Here is a 16,689-nt window from a genome sequence, read left to right on the forward strand (position 1 = left end):
GTCGTTATTGATCCCAGCTGCCGATGTCGTCAGCGTTGTCGGCAACTCCATCCGGACCGGCCGAGTAGACATCGAAGCCTGTCTTGTCCTTCACGCCGGGGCGGCGGTAGTGGTAGGCGTTGCCCCAAGGGTCGATGGGCAGCTTCTTGAGCTTCGGACTCCAGCTTTGCGGAGCAGGGCGGCTGGTGGGTTTTTCAACTAAAGAGGAGAGTCCTTGCTCAGTGGTGGGCAGGAACATGTTGTCCACTTCATAGGCACGCAGCGCCGAGGTGATGCTGCTGATGTTGCCCTTTGCGGTGGTTTTTTTACCGCCTTCAAGCACACCGCCAAAATTGACGATGGCCGCGCCCACAAGGAGCGCAACGATGGCGAGCACGAGGATCATCTCGACGAGGGTGAAGCCGGACGTCGGGAGGCGTGGTTGGGTTTGGGTGTGTTTCATGAGGATGTGTGAATGAGAACCGGGGCGGCTATTTGTTGATGCTGGAAATGGTCTGGAAGATGGTGGTCATCATGAGGTAGGCCATGAGTCCGACCATCGCGGCCATGAGGCAGACGATGAGGGGCTGGATGAGCGCGGCGAGCGTGTCGATCTTCTTGCTGAGTTCGCGGTCAAAGCGCTCGGCTGCGCGTTCGAGGGCAGCAGGCATGTCGCCTGTTTGCTCGCCCACGTTTACCATGTCGATGAGCAGCGGGGGGAACTGAGCACTGCGGTCCAGCGCACGGGAGAGCGCGACACCTTCGCCCACATTGCGCATGACGCTTTCGAAGCCCTGCTGGAGGTAAGGATTGTCGATGGCCTGATGGGTGAGCTGCATGGCCTGCACCATGGTGAGGCCGTTGCCGAGCAAGTTGGCCATCGTCTCCAGAAACTGGACGTAGAAGCGTGCGCGAAAGATGCCGCCAAAGAGTGGGAGGCGAAGTTTGAAGTGCGCCCAAGGAATGGCCGACTCGGGGCGAGAGACCCATGCCTTGCCGAGAATGTAGGTGGCGATGCCGCCGAGGATGACCATCCACCAGGTGGCCTTGAAGGTGTCGCTGATCTTCAGGATGATCTGCGCTGCAAAGGGCAGCGAGCCACCGGTCGAATCCAACATCTCTGTGAGTTTCGGAATGAGATAAACGACGAACAGCAGGGTGACGGCAACAGCAGCGACGATGAGAAACGCGGGATAGAGCAGCGCGGAGAGCACCTTGGACTTCAGTGCCTGCAGGGAGCGCATGTACTGCGCCTGACGCTTTAAGATGGTGCTCAGCGAACCGCTGGCCTCACCCGCCGAAACGAGAGCGCAGAAGAGCTTGCCGAAGCTGGGACTGGTGGCCGCAATGGCCTTCGAGAACGCCATGCCATCGCGCACTTTGCTGCGCAGGACCGTGGCGAGTGTTTTGATGCCGGAGAGTTCACGGCGGCGCTCCATGGTGGCGAGCGCCGGCTCAAGCTGGATGCCAGCACCGACGAGGTCGGAGAGTTCCTCGATAAAGAGAACCACCTGCGGAAGCTTGAGCTTGATGGGACCACCTGGGATGGTTTCGGCGGCTGCGGCGCTTTGCTTGGCCTTGGTGGCATTGCTGGCTGAAGCTTTTGCGTCACCTGCGGCTTCGAGCTTTATGGGCTGAATTTTCTTTTTCCCCAGCAGTGCAAACGCTTCGCTGCGATCCGACGCAGACAGCTCCCCGGTGATGACACCGGAAGGACCGTGAGCGCTGTAAACGAAGGTGGGCATGGGTTAGGCGGCTAAACGAGTGGAAGGCATGGAGGTCGTCTGCGGCGCGTGATTGCGATCACTTGCGGCGGTGACGCTGAGAACTTCCTCGATGGTGGTTTCACCACTGAGCACTTTCTGGAAACCGTAGCCGCGCATGGGGATGTAACCATCCTTGAGGGCCTGCTTGTGAAACTCGGCGGGATGCGCACGGCTGTTGATGAGGTGCTGCAGCGCATGGGTGACGAGGCAGACTTCATAGATGGAGAGTCGACCTTGGAATCCGCTGCCACGGCAGGCCTCACAACCCACGGCACGCATGATTTTCCCAGACAAATGGGAAGGAAAGCCGATGGACTTGAGATAGCTCTCCTCCACCTCGGTGGGTGTTTTGCACACCGGGCAGAGTTTACGCACGAGACGCTGGGCAAAGAAGGCGCGCACAGCACTGGAGACAAGGAAGGGTTCCACGCCCATGTCGATGAGACGGGTGATGCCGCCGATGGCGTCATTCGTGTGAAGGGTGCTGAAGACGAGGTGACCGGTGAGAGCGGCGCGCACGGCGATCTCGGTGGTTTCGAGGTCGCGCATTTCTCCGATCATCACTACGTTTGGATCGCCGCGCAGAATGCTGCGCAGTCCTGCACCGAAGGTGAGGCCGATCTCCGGCTTCACCGCGATCTGCACGATGCCGGGCATCTTGTACTCCACCGGATCTTCGATGGTGACGATGCGACGATGCGTCTGATTGAGATCGGTGAGGAAAGCGTAAAGCGTGGTGGATTTACCACTGCCGGTGGGGCCGGTTATGAGAATGATGCCGTTGGGCAGCTTCAGCAGTTCATCGACGACGGGACGGATGTTGTCGGTCAGGCCAAGGCGGTTCACGGTGACCTGCTGCTGGGCCAGAAGGCGCAGGCTGATGCTTTCACCTTCAACCGAGGGGATGGTGGCCACGCGCACGTCGATGGCGAGGCCGTCGAGTTCGAGATTGATGCGGCCATCTTGTGGGAGACGCTTCTCGGCGATGTCGAGACGCGCCATGATCTTGAGGCGGGCGATCACCGAGGCCTGCAGTGATTTGATATTCTCCGGCACCGGCAGTTCTTCGAGGCGGCCGTCAATGCGGTAACGAATGCGCAGGCGGTCCTGCTGCGGCTCCACGTGAATGTCCGTGGCGCGTTGTTCAAGGCCACGGCGAATGATTTGATTCACGAAACGAACCACCGAAGCCTCTTCGTCCTCGGGTTCATCGAGCACGGTGACTTCATCCTTCAAATCTTCTGCGCCCCAGTCGGCACGACCACGCAGGATTTTTTCAAACGTATCGGCACCCAGGCCGTAGAGTTTTTGCAGACCTTCGACAATGCGGGTGCGCTGACCTACATGCCAAACCACGGGCATCGACAGACTCGCTGCTACGCGCTGATGTGCCACGAGGCTTAGCGGATCAAACGTGGCGATGTGCAAGGTGCGCTCCGTTTCCGAACCGTCATCGTTCTTCGTTTCTTCCGTGAAAACAGGCAGCAAGCGATGACGCAGAGCGATCTCCGCCGGCAGCATGCGGCGCATCCCCTGCTCTGTGGGTTGGTCTTCATCCTTCGGCTCCCACCATGGCAGGCTGAGAGTCTTGGCCAGGGCCGTCAGGAAATCACGCTCACGCACGCCTTCGCAATCCAGTACGGCATCCACAAAGGACGTCTGATTGAAGCACGCCTCTTCCACCGCCTGCCGCACAGCAGGAAGATCGGCACAACCCGAGTCTTTGAGGATCTGATCGATGAGTGGAAGCATGAGGACGGAGCGCCTAAATTCGGCCTTATAATACCGTATAATTATGGTTTTTCATAGAAATGGCAAGTTTTTAATACTTCCAAACCATTTAGAGAGCCGAAAAGTTGAGGTAACCCAACCCTCGTTTGGCACGATTAGGGAGATCTACCCGTACCGCCCGCCGCCTATTTGGCAGCGTTGATCTGCGCCACCATCGCGTCCAGAGACCCATTTTTGATCGCGATCAGGCCCTTGGGGTCGATGAGATAAAGGGTGGGAAAGTTGCGCAGGTTGTAGAGGGTGGTGTTGGGGCCGCTGCTGGTGTTGTCCAGCACGTTGCGGAAGCTGACCTGGTAATCGGCGAGTGCTTTTTTGGCCTCGGTCTCGATGTCGGTGTTCACACCGATCACGACGGCGTTTTTGTCTTTGAGCTGCGCGGCGGCCTGGTTCATCAGCGGCAGAGTGCCGTGGCAGGCATGGCACCAGCCGCCCCAGAAGATGACGATGACGTATTTGCCACGGTAGTCGCTGAGCTTGAAGCTCACGCCATCGGCGTCCTTGCCCTCGATTTCCGGCGCTTCACACCCAACCTGCAGGCTGGTCATCTCAAAGAACATTTTGGCGACGGAATCTGAGAGCTTGAAGCCCTGGATGGTGACGTCCTCGTAGTCGGCATAAAGCTGCTGAAAGCATTCGAGCGCCTTGCTCTTCGAGGCAGCGGCGGAGTCACGATCCGCAGAGGCGTCGAAGTTTTTAAAGTGGATGGCACCCAGGGCATAGAGCGCGGCGGCCTTTTCATCCCGATGCGTGTTCTTTTCGATCACAGCCTTCAGCACCGGTTCGGCCGGCAGGCCGTGGTATTCGAGCTGCTTCACGGCTTCGGCGATGCCCGCGCGATCCGCGAAGGTGGTGCCAAGCATCTTCAGCGCTTCCTGCCCTTCGGGAAAACCCGCCGCGCCCGTCACGAGCCAGTTCACCCCTTTCACCACATCCGGCTGGTCCAGGTTTGCCTGCACCAATTTCAGCATTTTCGTGGCATAAGGTCCGGCACTGGGGATGCTGGCGCGGAATTTGTTCTTGTCCTCCTCGGTGGTGGCGGCGATGAGCTTCTGCGTATTGGCACGCACTGAGTTTTCGTACTCATCAATGATCGAACGGATCTCCGTGGCCAGCGGTGCAGAGGGAGTCTGGGCCAGAATGGATGCAACGGACAGAAGCAGGAGGACGATGGATCTCATGGTGAATCAACAAAGAGTACGACGAGTGCGAAACAATAGAAACGGCAGGCCTGCTACCAGGCACAGCAGCAGGCTCCCGGGTTCGGGAACAATCATAAACGACTCATAAACATTGTCGGACACCATCACGTAAGCAGGACTTCCGGGGAGGCCATAATCTTCAACATGCTCGTTAAGGGTGAAGGTCTTGGCAGTGAGGCCGGTGTCGGGAGCTTCCACGCGATAGACAACACCATTGGTCAGGCCGGTGAGCGTGATATTGAAACCGCCGGCGCTGTTGCTAAATCCGCTGGCCACGAGGATGCCAGTGGTGTCGTTGTAAACATTGATCGCCTCACCAGCCAATCCTTCCCCGGGCGTGTAAAAGGCATCCGCCAAGATGGTGTCCTGATAAACCGAGCCTGTCAGAATGGCATCTGAAAAGTAGTTGATGCCATCATAGCGAAACTGCGAGGCCAGATGCTCGGTGATGACGTACGGCCCGATGGCTGTGGCATTGCTCCCCGGAATCGAGATGTCCTGGAAGCCGATGCCGATTTCCTTCATGGTTGTATTGAGCAGGAGATCGCGGTGGCCGGCCGGGTTCTGAATGCCATTTCCATAACCGGCCGTTGCGCCATTGCCATCTCCCCAGTCGACCACGAATGCGGCATGCGAATGAAAGGGTGACTGCGCCGAGGCAAAAAGATTCTCGCCGGCATTCAACCAGTTGGCGCTGTAACCGCCGTTGATGATGCGCTGGTCCAAACTGTTCGTGTCCAGCGTGTGTGACTGCTGATCGGAAGTCACCATCAGGTTCGAATAGCTGGTGGCAGAGACATTCAAAGCGCTGCTCCATGCCAGCGGTGGTGCCGCAGCGAGACTGGAAAACTGCGTGGCCAAATCTGAGGCGCTGGTGCCAAAGAAGTTCAATGCGTAGGCGATGCTGGGATCGTTCGACTTGGTGGGAGCCCACACACCTGGAGAGGAAAAATTGACCAGCTTTGCCAGCTCACCCTGGGGATCACTGCGGAAACGATTGGTCAGTTCGAGCATGTACTGCTGCTCTGCCGTGGGATCGGCTCCCTCTGCCAATCCAGGCAGAAGAATGGCCGCACACAACAGTCCTGCGCACCAGCTTCGCCCAAAGTGGTGTGTCGTTTTGCGCAAACCTGACGCGGATTGATTCACTTCCCTTAACTTATGGTAATTATATAAAACTGCCAAGCCTGTTTCGTGTCGGCCAGCAGAATCATCGCTTTGTGGCGCAAAGTTTTACTTGCAGCATTCACTTTGGCGCGCAAAGTGATTCACATGAGCACGACCGAAGCCGCCTTGGAGAATCTCCGCATCATTCGTTCCCTGATGGAAAAGGCGCATATCTACCGGGCCGTCTCTGCTCCTGCGGCGCTCGCTGGCGGTGTGCTGGCACTCGTCGCCTCCGGATGGCCGGTATGGCACGCGGTGAAAATGCAAGGCGATGCCGTGATGTGTGACATGTGCTTCCTGGAGACCTGGCTCATCATTCTGGCCATCGCATCCGCCTTGAATGTCTTCCTGCTGGCCAAAGAAGCCAAACGTCGCAACCAGCCCTTTGTCTCCGCCGGCATGCGCATGGCGCTGCGCGCCTTCGTTCCGCCGTTGCTTGTCGGCGGCAGTGTGGGCATTGGTTTGATCGTGTTCCTGCACAATCTCACCCTTGCCGCGCTGATCTGGGCGCTTTGCTACGGTCTGGCCCTGCTTAGCACCGCCAGCTTTTCGCCACGGTCGCTGGTGCGTCTTGGCTGGGCATTCGTCATCACGGGTCTGCTGACCTTCTTCGTCTGGGCTGCTTGCAGCGATGTGCGCCTGCTCTCCAGTGATCTTGGCCCAGCTTCTCTCGTCATGGGCCTCACCTTCGGCCTGCTGCATGTTGTTTATGCTCTGGCCGTGTTCCTCAGCGCTCAACCTGCGGAGGTGCAGCCGTAATGATCGACTTCGATCAAATCGACAAGCTCATTCACGAAAAGGGCCGCCTCTCCATCATGACGCTGCTCTCCACACGCGGCGAATGGGCCTTTCAGGATCTCAAAGCAGAGCTCAGCATGAGCGACGGCAACCTCATCTCCCACCTCCGCACCCTCGGCACGGCTGGGTACATCAAGGAAACCCGCGACGAATCCGGCACCCGCCCGCGCACCAGCTACGAACTCACCCCCGCCGGACGCGCGGCCTTTAAAGACTACGTCGAAGTGCTCGGCGAGATCGTCAAAGCCGCTCAGCAGACCTGACTTGCCGTTTTTTGCCCATTCACTTTGCCCCACAAAGCTAACACCACCATGAACATCATCCTCGCTCAACATCACGGCATGTGCTTCGGCGTCCGCGACGCCCTGCGCACCACCCACGCAGCCGCCCAGCGCGCGCCGCTCACCATCCTCGGTCAGCTCGTTCACAATCCATTGGTTGATCGCCATCTCGCCACCCTTGGCGCACAGCGCGGTGAGCTTGACGATTTAAACAGCGCCAGCACGCAGCAGGTCGCCATCACCGCCCATGGTGCTTCAGACCGACATCGACAGGCTTGGCAAAGCGCCGGACACACCGTCATCGACACCACCTGCCCTCTTGTGAAGAAGGCGCATCAAGCTCTCGCCATGCTGGTGAACGAAGGCTACCAGCCCATTGTTATCGGCCAAAGTCAGCACGTCGAGGTGCGTGGGCTCATCGGCGATTTCCCTTCCGCCATTGTCGTGCTTGAAGAAGCTGACCTTCATCTTGTGCCAGCTCACCCACGGCTCGGCATCGTTTCACAAACCACGCAGCCGGTCGAACTTGCCCTGCGTCTGGTGGATGCGATCAAGCGGCAGCATTGCAGCTCTGAAGTGCGATTCATCGACACGATCTGCCATCCCACCAAGCAGCGTCAGACAGCCATGGATGATCTGCTGCGCGACTGCGATCACATCGTCGTCATTGGTGGGCGCAACAGCAACAACACACGGCAGCTCGTGCAAAAAGCCACTGCACACGGCCTGCCAGCGATCCAGATTGAGCAAGCTGGTGAATTGGATCCCGCCTGGTTTGGCAAAGCCCGCAATGTGGGGGTCACCGCAGGCACCTCCACGCTGGATGAAACGGTGGATGCCGTGATGCAACGCCTCCGCCAGATCGCCGCCGAAATGCGCAGCAACCCTGTCCACGAATTCCTCCGCTCCATGCTCCACGCCGCCTAACCCACCCACCAACCATCCTCATGAACACCCAACATTGGATCAGCCACTTCGAAGCCAACACCCGCCTCAATCATGAGCTGCAACTGCCGGACACCGCATGCGATCTGCCCGAGCATGTGCGCAGCTCCCTTGCCCGCTCCATTGCCATTTTCCAGCTGGGGGAAAGTGGGGGAGGCACACGTTTGCGCCGTTACACGCGCAGCATCGCTTCACTGGAAAATCTGAAGGGCTATCAGCGCGCCGTTGACCTCTTCGTTGCCGAGGAGCAAAGCCACGCCGCGCTGCTGGCACGCACCGTGAAACATCTGCGCGGCACCTTGCTGCAAAAGCAATGGACCAATTCCATCTTCCGCTGGATGCGCGATCTGGTGAACCTCGAGTTCAACATCCAAGTGCTGCTCACGGCGGAACTCATCGCCGAAGTCTATTTCGGCCTGCTTTCCCTGCGCTGCAGCGATCCCGTCGTGCAAACGGTCGCCAAAAAGCTCCTGCGCGATGAGATGGGCCATCTCTCCTTCCAGCGTGATTTCCTGTTTGAACGCCTCAAGGCACTCACTCCTGCCATGCAGCGTCTCTGGCGCTGGCAGTTCCGGACCATCCACTTCGCGACAGCTTGCGTCGTCTCATGGGATCACCGCGACTGCTTGCGCAGTTTGAACGTCACTCCCGCTGACTTCCGCTCCCGCGCCCTGCGCTGCTGGCAGAGCTTCCAGTCACGTCTGGAACGCCGATTGCATGAGCATGAATCTCACGCCCGCCACGAAGAAGGATCAACACCCGGATACAGCCGCTCCAGCAATGCCACCATGCAGTCTCCGGTGAGCTGACGGGACTGGCGTGAAAGCGCTGCGGGCTGAGTGTCTTTTTGCACGCCGGATTTCCACAGATGATCCAACGCATCAGCATGCAGTTCGGTCACTTCATCCACAACTTCCTGCCAGTGATGCGGCTGCGCGCTTTCCTTCCATTCACCGCGACCACGGCCAAAATGGCAGATGGCCAGGTAGGTGAGAAAGGCCAGTTTGACCTGCTCACGAAAATGCTCGCGTGACCAGCGAAGGCGCTGGTCACTGCCACGCACGAGATTGTAGCTGCGAATCAAAGCATAGGCACCAATGCCGGATGCCAGCCCGCCCAGCAGCGCACCACCACCGAAGGTCATGCCGCCCAGTTTGAGATCGGCAATGAGTCCGCCCATGGCACCGCCGGCGAAACTTCCCAGCACACCCCAGATGTTTTCAGAGACGGCCTGAGGCAGATGAAAATGCTCGCGCGCGATCTCGTTGAGCTCATGGCCAGCCTGACCTTTGAGACCATGGGCTTCGATCAAATTGTTCGTCGTCTGCTCGGTGCGGTCCGCCAGCTGTGTGGCCAGTTTTTGGCGCGCTTCGTTATACTCGCGGTTCAGGTCATCGCGCTGCCATCCCACGCGTTCCAGCAGCGTTTCAGAGCGCACATCCACGCCGTCAAATAGCGCGGCCGTGAGCTGCTCTGAGATCAGGCGTACCGAGGCTTGAAACACCTCCACATTGCGTTGCGCCCAGGCACGTTTGATCTGCAGGAAGGTCGGAATTTTGGAGCCCTGCATCAGGGGGGCCAGGGAGTCCATGAGGATATCCTCCTGCACCCAGCAGCGGGCAAAGGCATCCAGCGTCAGCACTTCGCGCACAATCTCAAACTGCTTCAAATGCGTCCGCCAGGATTCCAGCTCCGCAGCTTCCATGGATGAACTGCCCGGAAGTCCGGTCTGATTCAGCAGCACTACCACGGGTTTTTCCACCCAGCTGAGGATTTCCATCTCAGGCCCGATGTAGGCGGCAGCCTCGGGCGGCTCGGCGGCATTGACGAGGTAAAGCACCACGTCCGCTTCATCGCGCACGTTTTTCAGCGCCTGCTGGCTGCACCACAAAGGCCGGTCGGTGATGCGGTCCCAGGTCTGAGAGAGAAACCACAGCACCGGACTGCGCTCGCGCTGAAGGCGCTTCAACAGCCGCGCACTGTCACCAAAGCCCGGGGTGTCCCACAGACGCAACATGAAGCCGCCTGCTTCGAGCAGCGTGTGCGATTCATTGAAAAGGGTGACATGCGGCGCATCCTTCACCTCCCCCACATCCCGGCGCAGCAGCGTGCGGGCCAGGGTCGTCTTGCCCGCGTTCGTGTGCGAAATGAGGCTCAGCGTGACGATGTCTGAGGCATCACGTACATTCAGTTCCGCCGACTGTCGGTCAGAGGAGCTGGCAGTTTTGGTTCTGGAAAAAAGAGCGGGCACGAGAGACGAAAACTTCATGAACATTACGATACCGGAGGCTTTGCGCGTGCGGATTCTTTGCGTACAGCCACAATCACTTCAGAGGCCAGGCCTTCGACCATCTGCGACCATAATTGCTCACGTCCGGCGATTTTTTCCGGTGACCAGCGTCCCGCAAGACTCGTGCCGTCCAGCAGCACAACGAGCTCCGGCTCGGCATGTTTGGTGAGCAGGCGCTGGCGCACATCGGAGACCAGGCGACGCTGCACCTCGGCCTCGGGCGTGGTGGCCATGTTGAAAAGCATCACCAAATTGGCGCACACGGGCTGCCAGGCAGCGGCAAATTCGTCCTCTTCGCCGGCCGGGATGCGCACATACTCCGCACGGGCCATGCCGCCGAAACGCTCCCTGACGCCGCGGTCCCAGACCTCGCGGTGATGGGCGGTGGGCTCGATGGCATGCACGAGCACCTGAATGCGCTCGCTGCCGCCTTCCACCGCACGCAACAAGGCGCGCAGGTAGCCGCCCCAATTCAAGGCACGGGCCGGTTGCGCCACCACCCGGCAGCAGCGCGCCGCCCCCAGGCCTGCCAGCAGGAGACGAGGAAGAACAATCAGCACCAGCAGCGTGCCTGCGTACAAATGAATCCAGGGCAGTGCAGCAGCCGGTTTCGCCACCTTGCCCAAAGTGCGATGCATGCCGGCGATCTGATCCAGCGGCACGGGAATTCTCAGCACCTTTGAGGCGGGTTTGAACAAGGTCTCAAAAAAGGCCGCGGCCTCGTCGCTCTCTCCCAGCAGGGTACTTTCCCACACGGCACGATATTCGTGCGACCAGCCACGGGCATACAGGGCTACCGCGCCACCTATGGCCAGCAACGCCGCCGCCACATGCAACCATATCCGCAGCCGCATCTGCAAGCGCCGCCAGGCCAGCGGCCAGGCGAGCTCTTCATACCGCGACCGCACGGTTTCAGCGACACCGCTTTCGACCTCCTTGGTCGCTTTGCCCATGCGCGAGATGCCATGAGCGAGAAATTCCGCCACCCAGCCACCCCGGCCAGCCACTGCGGAGGTCGGCATCAGTTCGCACAACAAACCGAGGACAATCACCACCGCATTCCAGGCCAGCAGACCCACCAGCGGCAGTGCCAGCAGATTGAATTCGCCCGCCTGCCCCAGATCGGTAAACCAATAGCCAGTCACCAGCGCCAAGCCCCATCCCGCCAGCGCCCAGGACCAGCGTCCCTGAGGCACACGCAGCAGATCAAGAACATGGATCAGGTCTCCGCGCCAGCCCACGGCCTCGCGCTCCAGCCACTCGGCCCGTTTGTCCAGAAACGACTCGGAACGCTCCTCCAGCACATCTCCGGTGATCTCCTCGGAGGCCAGTCCGGCGCGCGTGTGGGCCGTGGCCTCACGGCGACGCTCCGCATTGACGAGAACGCCATCGGCATCGCCTTCTTCGAGTGCGCGCCATTTCAGGACGCGCTGCCAGTCAGTCCAATCCATGCAGGGGGTGTTTTTGGGACACTAAACGCAGCTTCGGCGGGATTCCAACCGCACAGTGAAAATCATCCCTTCGATTCCACCTCCAGCCGGCCTGCCACCATTCGCAGATGCAGGGTGCCCAGCGCCGCCGCTTCACTGCTGGAATGGGTGACGTGCAAAACGGTGAGCGCATGCTCCTGCTGCACGCGCTGCAGCAAGGTCACAGCCTCCGCGCGCATGCTTTCATCGAGCGCGGACAGCGGCTCGTCGAGGAGCAGCAGCTTGGGCTGGGCCGCCAGCGCACGAGCGAGGGCCACGCGCTGCTTTTCGCCGCCGGAGAGCATGTCGGGCTGGCGATCCATCAGATGAGCAATGCCAAACTGCTCCGCGAGGCGGTTCACGCGTTGGTTGAGTTCCTCAGGAGCCATGCCGCGCAGTTTCGGGGCGAAGCCGATCTGCTCGCGCACGCGAAGGCCCGGAAACAGCGCCAGATCCTGCGGCACGTAGCCGATGCCGCGTTCACGTGGTTCCAGATCGGTCACGTCCACGCCATCCAGCAGCACGCGGCCGGAGGTCGGCTGGCGCAGGCCGCAGAGGATTTCCAGGAGCGTGGTTTTGCCGCAGCCGGTCGATCCCATAAGCACCGCGTAGGTGTTGGCCGGGATCGACACTGTCACGCCCTCCAAGATCGTGCGGCCAGAGACCTTCCAAGTGATTTGTTCGAGCTGGATCATACTTTTTCCCCCGTGGCACGCACCGCCACCAGCACCAGCACAGCCAGCAGCACCATGAACAAGCTGACCGCCACGGCGGCTTCGAGATTCCCAACGCTGAGCTCCAGCCAGACCGTCGTCGGCAGCACCTCCGTCTTCATGCGCGTAGCGCCGGCAAAGACAAGGATGGGCCCAAATTCCCCCAGACTGCGTGCCCAGGCGATGCAGAACGCCGCCACCATGCCGCGCCGTGCCGCCGGAAGCGCCACATGCCACAATGCTTGAAATCGGGTGCAGCCCAGGGTAAGCGCCACGTCTTCAGGACGCGCTGAGAGGTGCTGGAAGGTACCGCGCATGGTGCGGATCGCGAAGGCAGCGGCCACCACGAATTGTGCCAGCACCACGCCGCTAACTTGATAAGTGAAGGGAATCGCCATCTCGATCACCTTTCCGATCTTGGTTTGGAAAAAGATCAGCAGGCACAGACCGACCACCAGCGGAGGCAGGATGATGGGAATATCGAGCGCCGCATCCAGCCAGGATTTGCCGCGAAATTCGAGGCGCGTCATTAAATATCCCACGGGCACCGCCAGCAGCAGCGCAAAGCCTGCCGCGAGCGAACAGGTCACCAAACTCAAAAAAGTCGCATGCCGGATCTCAGGCGAGCGCAGCACCTGCAGCCACGAATCCGGCGTGCTGTACGTCGCCGTGGCTCCAAGCAACAGCGCCCAGAAGAGGAGATAACCCGCTGTGATCAGGGCCAAGGCCAGCCAGCAGAGATTGGAACGGTTCAGGGGCATTGGATTTATTCGGGCTTTCTGAGCCAGAGAGAACGTCGAAGTCTCTCTGGATCCTGCGCTCCGTGGAAAACCGCATAAACGACTACCACGCCACCCGTGAATTCATAATAGATCGTATAAGGAAACCGGCGGACTTTGAAGTGCCTGAATTCATCCATGATTTTGGCAAATCCTTCTGGCATCTGGCAGATCGTTGCCAATGCCGCCTCCAAGCAACGCAGAAACTCTTTTCCAAGTCCAGAGCCTCGCCGCTCCAGCCAGTGGTAGGCATCCGCGATCTCTTGATCAGCCTCGGGTAAAATGATCGACTCAACGGCCATCGCTTCCGAGCAGAGTGTTTTTCACGTCACTCCATGAACGGCCCTGACTCGCACCGCTCACGTAGGCCGCCCTGCGCCGTGTCAATTCCTCGCGCTGCTCTGCGGTGAGAGGAGGCGGCTCCTCAGATTGCGCGATGCGATCCCACATGTCTTCGACCAGCTGAATCTGCTGCGCTGGCTCCAAGAGGGTGAATGCCTGAAGGATGGCTTCTGTGCTCATGGCCTCACTGTGGGTCATGCCAGACGGATTTCAACCAGCCATCCAATCCCGGCCTCACCAGTCCACGTCCTGCCCGATCTTTTCGTCGAGCCACTTGCGCAGCTTGTCGAGGCCTTCGCCGGTTTCGGCGGAGACGGGGTGGATTTTGATGCGTTTGAAGCGCTCTTTGAAGTGGACGAGGTTTTCGGCGCTCTCGGGAAGATCGATCTTGTTGGCGATGATGCACCAGGGGCGTTTGGCCAGTTCTGGAGAGTAGAGAGAGACTTCTTTGCGCACGATTTCCAGATCGGAGACGGGATCGCGGCCTTCGGTGCCGGCGGTGTCGACGACGAAAAGAAGGACCCGGCAGCGCATGATGTGGCGCAGGAAATCATGGCCGAGGCCGATGTTTTCGTGCGCGCCTTCGATCAGACCAGGAATGTCCGCGAGACTGCCGCGACGGTTTGGACCAAACTCGATCACGCCGACCATGGGTTTCAGCGTGGTGAAGGGATAGTTGGCAATCTTCGGCTTGGCGGCGCTCAGTTTGGAAAGGAGCGTGGATTTGCCCGCGTTTGGGGCGCCGACGAATCCGGCATCCGCGATGCTGCGGAGTTCGAAGTGGAAGTCACCCTCCTCACCGGGAGTGCCGGGGGTGAATTCACGCGGAGCCTGGTGCGTGGAGGTCTTGAAGTGCACGTTCCCCTTCCCGCCTTTGCCGCCTTTGCAGAGCACGTAGGTGGAATTGGTCTCGGTCAGGTCGGCCACGGGTTCGTAGCGCGTGACGAGTTCATGGGTTTCGTTGTCGTATTCCTGAGTGACGCGGCTGACGAGGGTGCCCGGCGGCACTTTGTACACCACATCCTTGCCACTGCGGCCGGAGCACTGGGTGGCACCGCCCTTGGCACCGTCTTCGGCAATGAGCTTGCTGTTGAAAACGTAATTGCGCAGGCTGTCCGTGCTGGGATCCACCAGCAGGATGAGGCTGCCCCCGTTCCCGCCGTCGCCGCCGTCAGGGCCGCCTTTGGGACGGAATTTTCCGCGGTGAAAATGAGCGCTGCCATCGCCGCCTTTTCCGGCGCGCGCATGAACTTTGATTTGATCGACAAACATGTGACGGTCCAGTTAACCGGGGATGGGCATGGGAGCAAGGGTTAGCTTCATGTCCCTGCTACTGCGCGGCGGCTTCCCGCTCCCCGCCTGCCACCTTGGCTGGAACGGGGTAGAAAAGCTGCATGGCGCGGCGGATTTGCGGGCTTTTCAGGCTGGCCGCATAGATCGCGTCCGGGATTTTGCGGTTTTTGGCAAACAAATGGTAGGCACTGAGGGCCTCGAAGCCGGCATTCAGCGAACCTTCCATCGGCAGGTAGCTGCGGCCATCGACATTGAGATTTTCGACCATGCCCCAAGGCGGAAAGTAGCTGGCCTTCTCCATGCGTTCGAGCAGGTCAAAGGTCTCCTGGGACTGCGGATTCAGGGTGGCAGACATCAGGATGTAGTGCGGATGGATGAGCTTTTGATCCGGCAGATCGACGCCGCCTACGTAGTAGCCGTTCCCCGCCTCATTTTCGCCGGCAGAGAGACCGTAGATGCCATTGCGTGCGGCATGGGACTGGGGCCAGCGTTTCGGAATGTAGGCGCGCTGCGCGCCCAGCATGGCGCGGCGTACGCTAAGCCAGCGAACACCGTCATGCGCATCGGGCACGTCACTGTCGAAATCCGGATGGAGCAAACTTTGCAGCTCGGTGATGAAACCCGTGCCCTGCCAGGCCTTGCCCGGAGTGCGCATGGGCGGCGGGCGGTGATCGGGGTTGGCGATGCCTTCCATGAGCATCACCAGGGTGGTTTCACCACCCCAGTCCTGCCAGCCATGCGGCAGGAGGGTGATGCCGTCGTCAGCAAGGCCGTGCGAGAGATGGCCGTCTGGCAGGTGCAGCAGATCGTAATCGATCTCTTGGATTTGCAGGATCAGGTCCTCGGCCACAGCAGGGACGTCCAGCATGATCGCCGCCTGCAGCATGGACTGAGTGTAGATCGCCGTGTCCACCGTGCTGTATTCAGTACCCGGATGGATGCTGTAAGCGTTCTCCCGCCCATGCCGGTGTACAAAATGGGGCAGCAGGCCGCAGCCGGTTTTAAGCTTCTTCACCGCTTCATGCGTACGCGTGAGCACCCAGCGCGCGTAATCTGCCGTGACAATACCCAGCGACTCCTGCGCCGCCGCCGCGGAGGCCAGGACATACATGCCCGTGGCGGAGACGGACTCAAAAGCCCCCTCCTCAATGTGAGCGCGGTCACGCACGAAACCGGTCCCGATGGAATAACTGCGGGCGATCTTCGCGTAGGAGGCGAGGAAAGCATAAGAATCCCAGGGAATCTGGGGCTGCTCGATGCCGAGGAACAAGCCGGACACTTTGACTTCCGAACCAGGTTCAGCAGTCCATATGATGGTTTTCCCATCGCGCACTGATTCAGGAGCCACCGGATGGACAAACATGCGGTATTGCGGCTCGTTGAGTTCGATCACCTGCGTCCAGCGCTGTTCGTCGGTGGGAGATTTGATCTCGAGCTTGATCCGGCCGCGCCCGGACGCCCTGAGCATGACCGCAGTGACACGCGGCTGGTATCTGGCAGTGACCGGCTCGGGATAGGCATGCGTGAAATCCATCACGCGGTTCGCATTGCGCGCCTGCCCGGCGAGGCTGTGCCACATGCCCGCCCATGCATCAGGCTGCTGGCCGAGGTGCACCACGACTTCATCGGTGAGCCATTCGATCTCGTGCTCCGCCGGACCATGGAAACCGAAGTCCGTGCCGATGTGGGTGTAAGCCGTGAATGAATTCAGCCGCTTGGTGCCTGCCAGCACCTGCTGCCCTTCGTCACGATGAATGAAATACTCCTGCACCGGCTGCCACACGAGACGTGTGGCAGGCTGCGCCATCACCTGCGTGCCGAGCATCACAGCGACGGCTCCGACGGTTGAAAGGAGACGCATGAAGCATCTACGTTAG

17 protein-coding genes are annotated in these 16,689 nt (G+C 59.9%); 4 read left to right on the forward strand and 13 right to left on the reverse strand.

All coding sequences use genetic code 11. The annotated features are described in order from the left end of the window. Nucleotides 1–4 precede the first annotated feature (4 nt). From gspG to AC24GY_RS09515, 5 genes are all read right to left on the reverse strand, one after another. Nucleotides 5–442, reverse strand: a complete 438-nt coding sequence (gspG, locus tag AC24GY_RS09495) for a type II secretion system major pseudopilin GspG (RefSeq protein ID WP_422320353.1) — start codon at nt 440–442, stop codon at nt 5–7. A 28-nt stretch (nt 443–470) separates the two neighbouring features. After that, nucleotides 471–1,724, reverse strand: coding sequence for a type II secretion system F family protein (locus AC24GY_RS09500; RefSeq protein ID WP_487682301.1), 1,254 nt, complete (start codon nt 1,722–1,724; stop codon nt 471–473). Nucleotides 1,725–1,727: 3 nt separating this feature from the next. Next, on the reverse strand, nt 1,728–3,497 hold the full coding sequence (locus AC24GY_RS09505; protein ID WP_487682303.1) for a GspE/PulE family protein: 1,770 nt from the start codon (nt 3,495–3,497) through the stop codon (nt 1,728–1,730). Nucleotides 3,498–3,661: 164 nt separating this feature from the next. Beyond that, entirely contained in the window at nt 3,662–4,714 is a 1,053-nt protein-coding gene (locus tag AC24GY_RS09510) for a peroxiredoxin family protein (protein WP_487682305.1), read from the reverse strand. A 6-nt stretch (nt 4,715–4,720) separates the two neighbouring features. After that, nucleotides 4,721–5,749: a CAP domain-containing protein gene (locus tag AC24GY_RS09515; RefSeq protein ID WP_487682307.1), complete on the reverse strand. Its 1,029-nt coding sequence runs from the start codon at nt 5,747–5,749 to the stop codon at nt 4,721–4,723. A 258-nt stretch (nt 5,750–6,007) separates the two neighbouring features. On the opposite strand from AC24GY_RS09515, the gene AC24GY_RS09520 reads away from it, so the two are divergent. From AC24GY_RS09520 to AC24GY_RS09535, 4 genes are read left to right on the forward strand one after another with little or no spacing between them, the layout of a single operon-like run. Beyond that, nucleotides 6,008–6,661 carry a hypothetical protein gene (locus AC24GY_RS09520; RefSeq protein ID WP_487682309.1) on the forward strand — a complete coding sequence of 218 codons (654 nt, stop codon included), beginning with the start codon at nt 6,008–6,010 and terminating at the stop codon, nt 6,659–6,661. Continuing rightward, nucleotides 6,661–6,963, forward strand: coding sequence for a transcriptional regulator (locus AC24GY_RS09525; protein WP_422320359.1), 303 nt, complete (start codon nt 6,661–6,663; stop codon nt 6,961–6,963). Before AC24GY_RS09520 ends, AC24GY_RS09525 begins: the two co-directional genes overlap by 1 nt. Nucleotides 6,964–7,011: 48 nt before the next feature. After that, the gene (gene ispH, locus AC24GY_RS09530) at nt 7,012–7,908 is read left to right on the forward strand and encodes a 4-hydroxy-3-methylbut-2-enyl diphosphate reductase (protein WP_487682311.1); all 897 of its coding nucleotides are present in this window, start codon (nt 7,012–7,014) and stop codon (nt 7,906–7,908) included. Between the two features lie 20 nt (nt 7,909–7,928). After that, a complete protein-coding gene (locus AC24GY_RS09535; protein ID WP_487682313.1) occupies nt 7,929–8,735 on the forward strand; it encodes a hypothetical protein in 807 nt (268 codons plus the stop codon). On the opposite strand, the gene AC24GY_RS09540 is transcribed toward AC24GY_RS09535, so the two are convergent. From AC24GY_RS09540 to AC24GY_RS09575, 8 genes are all read right to left on the reverse strand, one after another. Beyond that, nucleotides 8,657–10,195: a GTPase domain-containing protein gene (locus tag AC24GY_RS09540; RefSeq protein WP_487682315.1), complete on the reverse strand. Its 1,539-nt coding sequence runs from the start codon at nt 10,193–10,195 to the stop codon at nt 8,657–8,659. The genes AC24GY_RS09535 and AC24GY_RS09540 overlap by 79 nt on opposite strands. A 5-nt stretch (nt 10,196–10,200) precedes the next feature. After that, nucleotides 10,201–11,667, reverse strand: a complete 1,467-nt coding sequence (locus tag AC24GY_RS09545) for a hypothetical protein (RefSeq protein ID WP_487682317.1) — start codon at nt 11,665–11,667, stop codon at nt 10,201–10,203. Nucleotides 11,668–11,729: 62 nt separating this feature from the next. After that, nucleotides 11,730–12,380, reverse strand: coding sequence for an ATP-binding cassette domain-containing protein (locus AC24GY_RS09550; protein ID WP_487682319.1), 651 nt, complete (start codon nt 12,378–12,380; stop codon nt 11,730–11,732). Then, a complete protein-coding gene (locus AC24GY_RS09555; protein WP_422320365.1) occupies nt 12,377–13,159 on the reverse strand; it encodes an ABC transporter permease in 783 nt (260 codons plus the stop codon). Before AC24GY_RS09555 ends, AC24GY_RS09550 begins: the two co-directional genes overlap by 4 nt. Nucleotides 13,160–13,164: 5 nt before the next feature. After that, a complete protein-coding gene (locus AC24GY_RS09560) occupies nt 13,165–13,479 on the reverse strand; it encodes a type II toxin-antitoxin system RelE/ParE family toxin (protein ID WP_422320366.1) in 315 nt (104 codons plus the stop codon). Then, nucleotides 13,469–13,699: an addiction module protein gene (locus AC24GY_RS09565; protein ID WP_422320367.1), complete on the reverse strand. Its 231-nt coding sequence runs from the start codon at nt 13,697–13,699 to the stop codon at nt 13,469–13,471. The genes AC24GY_RS09560 and AC24GY_RS09565 overlap by 11 nt, the downstream gene beginning before the upstream one ends. Nucleotides 13,700–13,753: 54 nt before the next feature. Continuing rightward, nucleotides 13,754–14,791, reverse strand: a complete 1,038-nt coding sequence (obgE, locus tag AC24GY_RS09570; RefSeq protein ID WP_422320368.1) for a GTPase ObgE — start codon at nt 14,789–14,791, stop codon at nt 13,754–13,756. A gap of 58 nt (nt 14,792–14,849) precedes the next feature. Continuing rightward, the gene (locus tag AC24GY_RS09575) at nt 14,850–16,673 is read right to left on the reverse strand and encodes a hypothetical protein (RefSeq protein WP_487682322.1); all 1,824 of its coding nucleotides are present in this window, start codon (nt 16,671–16,673) and stop codon (nt 14,850–14,852) included. Between the last annotated feature and the right edge of the window lie 16 nt (nt 16,674–16,689).

The sequence above is a fragment of the Prosthecobacter sp. Pr1 genome (genome assembly GCF_057652315.1).

Bases quoted from the DNA above. Each gene is read 5' to 3' on its own strand.
- AC24GY_RS09535 (WP_487682313.1), top strand. From the start codon at position 7,929: ATGAACACCCAACATTGGATCAGCCACTTCGAAGCCAACACCCGCCTC.
- AC24GY_RS09575 (WP_487682322.1), bottom strand. From the start codon at position 16,673: ATGCGTCTCCTTTCAACCGTCGGAGCCGTCGCTGTGATGCTCGGCACG.
- AC24GY_RS09525 (WP_422320359.1), top strand. From the start codon at position 6,661: ATGATCGACTTCGATCAAATCGACAAGCTCATTCACGAAAAGGGCCGC.
- AC24GY_RS09520 (WP_487682309.1), top strand. From the start codon at position 6,008: ATGAGCACGACCGAAGCCGCCTTGGAGAATCTCCGCATCATTCGTTCC.
- AC24GY_RS09565 (WP_422320367.1), bottom strand. From the start codon at position 13,699: ATGAGCACAGAAGCCATCCTTCAGGCATTCACCCTCTTGGAGCCAGCG.
- AC24GY_RS09510 (WP_487682305.1), bottom strand. From the start codon at position 4,714: ATGAGATCCATCGTCCTCCTGCTTCTGTCCGTTGCATCCATTCTGGCC.
- ispH (WP_487682311.1), top strand. From the start codon at position 7,012: ATGAACATCATCCTCGCTCAACATCACGGCATGTGCTTCGGCGTCCGC.
- AC24GY_RS09500 (WP_487682301.1), bottom strand. From the start codon at position 1,724: ATGCCCACCTTCGTTTACAGCGCTCACGGTCCTTCCGGTGTCATCACC.
- AC24GY_RS09555 (WP_422320365.1), bottom strand. From the start codon at position 13,159: ATGCCCCTGAACCGTTCCAATCTCTGCTGGCTGGCCTTGGCCCTGATC.
- AC24GY_RS09515 (WP_487682307.1), bottom strand. From the start codon at position 5,749: ATGCTCGAACTGACCAATCGTTTCCGCAGTGATCCCCAGGGTGAGCTG.
- AC24GY_RS09560 (WP_422320366.1), bottom strand. From the start codon at position 13,479: ATGGCCGTTGAGTCGATCATTTTACCCGAGGCTGATCAAGAGATCGCG.
- gspG (WP_422320353.1), bottom strand. From the start codon at position 442: ATGAAACACACCCAAACCCAACCACGCCTCCCGACGTCCGGCTTCACC.
- AC24GY_RS09505 (WP_487682303.1), bottom strand. From the start codon at position 3,497: ATGCTTCCACTCATCGATCAGATCCTCAAAGACTCGGGTTGTGCCGAT.
- AC24GY_RS09545 (WP_487682317.1), bottom strand. From the start codon at position 11,667: ATGGATTGGACTGACTGGCAGCGCGTCCTGAAATGGCGCGCACTCGAA.
- obgE (WP_422320368.1), bottom strand. From the start codon at position 14,791: ATGTTTGTCGATCAAATCAAAGTTCATGCGCGCGCCGGAAAAGGCGGC.
- AC24GY_RS09540 (WP_487682315.1), bottom strand. From the start codon at position 10,195: ATGAAGTTTTCGTCTCTCGTGCCCGCTCTTTTTTCCAGAACCAAAACT.
- AC24GY_RS09550 (WP_487682319.1), bottom strand. From the start codon at position 12,380: ATGATCCAGCTCGAACAAATCACTTGGAAGGTCTCTGGCCGCACGATC.